This is a genomic window from Actinosynnema sp. NPDC023658 (genome assembly GCF_040639995.1).
In the GTDB taxonomy this organism is placed as follows: Bacteria; Actinomycetota; Actinomycetes; order Mycobacteriales; family Pseudonocardiaceae; genus Actinosynnema.
This window is the reverse complement of sequence record NZ_JBFAAX010000545.1, coordinates 1-3,965: the sequence shown is the minus strand read 5'-3', so window position 1 is coordinate 3,965 and position 3,965 is coordinate 1. Positions and strand designations below refer to the sequence as shown.

Here is a 3,965-nt window from a genome sequence, read left to right as displayed (position 1 = left end):
TGCACGACCCCGTCGCGCAGGTGACGCGCCCGGTCGAGCGGCTCATCGGTTACGCGCGGGTCGCGTTGGACGGCGGCGCGTCGGCACGCGTCACGTTCCGCGTCCCGGCCGACGTCACGTCGTTCACCGGTCGGGACGGGCGGCGCGTGGTCGAACCGGGCGCGCTGCAGCTGCGCGTGTCCCGGTCGAGCGCGGACGTGCACGAAGCGGTGGACCTGCGGCTCGTCGGCCCGCTGCGCGAAGTCGACCACACGCGGCGCCGGCTCACCGCCGTGTCGGTCACCCACGAGGAGGTGGAACGAGCATGACCACCCGGATCAGCGAACCGACGACCGAGGCCGCGCCGCGCGAGTCGGGGAGACCGCCCAGGATCCGCAGGCAACCCAGGTACAAGACCACCTGGCGCAAGGCGTTCAAGCGCGACTGGCAGCTCTACTCGCTCGCAGTCGTCCCGCTGCTGTTCTTCCTGGTCTTCCGCTACGCGCCGATGCTCGGCAACGTGATCGCGTTCCGCAAGTTCGTGCCGGGCGGCAGCATCTACGGCCAGACGTGGGTCGGCCTGCGGTACGTCAAGATGTTCTTCAACGACCCGAACTTCTGGGAGGTCTTCGGCAACACGATGGTGCTCGGCGCGCTGTCGCTGCTGTTCACCTTCCCGCTGCCGATCGTGCTCGCGCTGCTGCTCAACGAGGTCCGCTCGCGCTACTTCAAGCGGTTCGTGCAGACGGTGTCCTACCTGCCGCACTTCCTCTCGATCGTGATCGTCGCCGGCATGATCATGCAGCTGGTGTCGCTGGAGGGCACGGTCAACCAGATCGTGCGCGCGTTCGGCGGTCAAGCGGTCTCGTTCATCCAGGACCCGGGCTGGTTCCGCTCCCTCTACGTCTCCTCCGAGGTCTGGCAGACCGTCGGCTGGGGCACGATCCTCTACCTGGCCGCGTTGACCACGATCGACTCGCAGCTCTACGAGGCGGCGCGGATCGACGGCGCGAACCGGTGGCAGCAGACCTGGCACGTGACGCTGCCCGGAATCCGCCCAACGATGGTCACGCTGCTGATCCTCAACATCGGCACGTTCATGGCGGTCGGATTCGAGAAGGTCCTGCTGCTGTACAACCCGCTGACCTACCCGACCGCGGACGTCATCTCCACCTACCTCTACCGCGTCGGCCTGGTGTCGAACAACTTCAGCTACGCCGCCGCGATCGGCCTGTTCGAGTCGGTCATCGGCCTGACCCTGGTCCTGTCCGCCAACGCGATCTCGCGCCGAGCAGTGGGGACGAGCCTGTGGTGACCACCGACCCCGCGCGCCTGATGGCGCGGATCGACAAGCCCGCCGGACCGCGCCGCACGTCGCTGGACGACTCGCCCGGCTACCGGGTCTTCCGGGTCGTCAACGTGGTGGTGCTGCTCGTCGTCGTCGCGGTGACGCTGTACCCGTTCGTCAACATCGTGGCGCAGTCGTTCAGCAGCGAGGTCTACATCCGCACCGGCCAGGTGAACCTGGTGCCGCGCGGGTTCAACCTCGACACCTACAAGCTCGTCGCGGCCGACCCGGCGTTCTGGAACAGCTACCTCAACACCGTCATCTACACCGTGACGGCCACCGCGATCTCGATCGTGCTCACCACGGTCTACGCCTACGTGCTGTCCAAGCACAAGCTCAAGGGCCGCGGCCTGCTCATCGGCATCGCGGTGTTCACGATGTTCTTCAACGGCGGGCTGATCCCGAACTACGTGCTGATCAACGGGCTCGGCATGACGAACACGATCTGGGCCGTCGTGCTGCCCAACGCGATCAGCGTGTTCAACCTCCTGGTGATGAAGGCGTTCTTCGAGAGCCTGCCCTCCGAGCTGGAGGAGGCCGCCGCTATCGACGGCCTGAACACCTACGGCATCCTGCTGCGGATCGTGCTGCCGCTGTCGAAGGCCGTGCTGGCGACGATGATCCTGTTCTACGCCGTGGCCAACTGGAACTCGTGGTTCCAGGCGTTCCTCTACTTCGACCGGGCGGACCTGTTCCCGGTCACGGTGTACCTGCGGAACATGATCGCCGGCGCCACCTCGGCGACGTCGGTCGGCGCCGTGGAGTCCAACGCGGTGGCCATCTCCGCCAACATCAAGGCGGTGACGATGGTGCTCACCGTGCTGCCCATCGTCGTCGTGTACCCGTTCATCCAGCGCTATTTCGTGTCGGGCGTGATGCTCGGCGCGGTCAAGCAGTAGCGCGTCCGCAGAGTTGACGACGGTGTCATACACCTGAGGAGAGAGCACGATGCGAACGACATGGAAGCGCACGCTTCTGACTCTCGTGGCCGGCAGCCTCGTGGTCAGCCTGGCGGCGTGCAGCGAGGAAGGCGCCGATGCGGGCGGCGGCGTCGACCTGGAGGGCAAGAAGACCGCGTCGATGGCCGACTACAAAGCCGGCACGCAGTTCAAGGCAGCCGAGCCGGTGGACATCAGCCTGCTCTACCTCGACCAGGCGCACTACCCGCTCAAGGAGGACTGGCTGCTGTGGAAGGAGATCACGCAGCGGACCAACGTCACGCTCAAGCCGACGGTCGTGCCCTACAGCGACTACGACCAGAAGCGCGGCCTGCTGATCAGCTCGGGTGACGCGCCGACGATCATCTCCAAGACCTACCCGGGCCAGGAGGAGCAGTTCGTCTCCTCCGGCGCGATCCTGCCGGTGAGCGACTACCTCGAGCTGATGCCGAACTTCAAGGCCAAGGTCGAGAAGTGGAAGCTGGAGCCGGAGCTGAACACGCTGCGGCAGGAGGACGGCAAGTTCTACGTGCTGCCCGGCATGCACGAGAAGATCTGGCAGGACTACACCCTGGCGTTCCGCACCGACGAGCTCCAGCGCCTCAACCTCCAGGCGCCGAAGAACTGGGACGAGGTCTACACCGTCCTGAAGGCGATCAAGACCGCGCACCCGGACAGCTACCCGCTGTCGGACCGCTTCGAGGGCAAGTCGATCCTGAACTACGCCGGCCAGACCTTCGGCACCCAGGCCGGCTGGGGCTACGTCAAGAACTCGATCTGGAACGAGTCCGCGCAGAAGTACGAGTTCACCGGCGCGACCCCGGAGTACAAGCAGCTCATCGAGTACTTCCACAAGCTCGTCGCCGAGGGCCTGATGGACCCGGAGAGCTTCACGCAGAAGGACGACGCGGCGATCCAGAAGTTCGCCAGCGGCAAGTCGTACGCGATCAGCAGCAACGCGCAGAACATCGTGAACGACTACCGGCCGAACGTCTCGAAGATCCCCGGCGCGACCGTGGCGAAGATCCCGCTGCCCTCGGGCCCCAAGGGTGACGTCATCGCGGGCACCCGCCTGGAGAACGGCCTGATGGTCTCGGCCAAGGCTGCCCAGAGCGACAAGTTCGTGGCCACCATGCAGTTCATCGACTGGCTGTGGTACTCCGACGAGGCCCAGGAGTTCACCAAGTGGGGCGTGCCCGGCACGACCTACGACAAGGACTCCTCCGGCAAGCGCAAGCTCGTGCCCGAGATCGCGTTCGGCGGCATGAACGTCGGTGCGCCCAAGAACCTCCAGCGCGACTTCGGCTTCCAGGGCGGTGTCTTCTCCTACGGCGGCTCCACCGAGCTGCTGCAGTCGATGTTCACCGAGGAGGAGATCGCCTTCCAGAAGACGATGGCGAACAAGCAGCAGCGCCCGCTGCCTCCCCCCGCCCCGCTCAACGAGGAGGAGCGCGAGCGCGCCGCCCTGATGGAGACGCCGCTGAAGGACCTGGTCACCCAGTCCACCCTCCAGTTCATCCTCGGCCAGCGCGACCTCTCCACGTGGGACGCCTACGTCAAGGAGCTGGAGGCGAAGGGCTCGAACGACTACATCGAGCTGGTGAACAGCGCCTACAAGCGCTACAAGGAGAAGAACGGCTGATCTTCCGGCCGCTGCTCCGCGGACGGCGGCCAGGTCGCCGGGAAGTCGGTCACGGCCG

Annotated in this window: 4 protein-coding genes; all 4 read left to right on the top strand. The window is 66.0% G+C overall.

Annotation, left to right across the window (positions count from 1 at the left end):
• A partial coding sequence (locus AB0G02_RS30825) for a fibronectin type III-like domain-contianing protein (RefSeq protein ID WP_360800970.1) occupies positions 1 to 308 on the top strand: 308 nt, incomplete at its 5' end.
• Entirely contained in the window at positions 305 to 1,294 is a 990-nt protein-coding gene (locus AB0G02_RS30820) for an ABC transporter permease subunit (RefSeq protein ID WP_360800967.1), read from the top strand. The genes AB0G02_RS30825 and AB0G02_RS30820, both read left to right, overlap by 4 nt.
• Positions 1,291 to 2,226, top strand: coding sequence for a carbohydrate ABC transporter permease (locus AB0G02_RS30815; protein WP_360800964.1), 936 nt, complete (start codon positions 1,291 to 1,293; stop codon positions 2,224 to 2,226). The genes AB0G02_RS30820 and AB0G02_RS30815 overlap by 4 nt, the downstream gene beginning before the upstream one ends.
• 85 nt (positions 2,227 to 2,311) lie before the next feature.
• Positions 2,312 to 3,907, top strand: coding sequence for an extracellular solute-binding protein (locus AB0G02_RS30810; protein ID WP_360800961.1), 1,596 nt, complete (start codon positions 2,312 to 2,314; stop codon positions 3,905 to 3,907).
• The last annotated feature ends 58 nt before the right edge of the window (positions 3,908 to 3,965 follow it).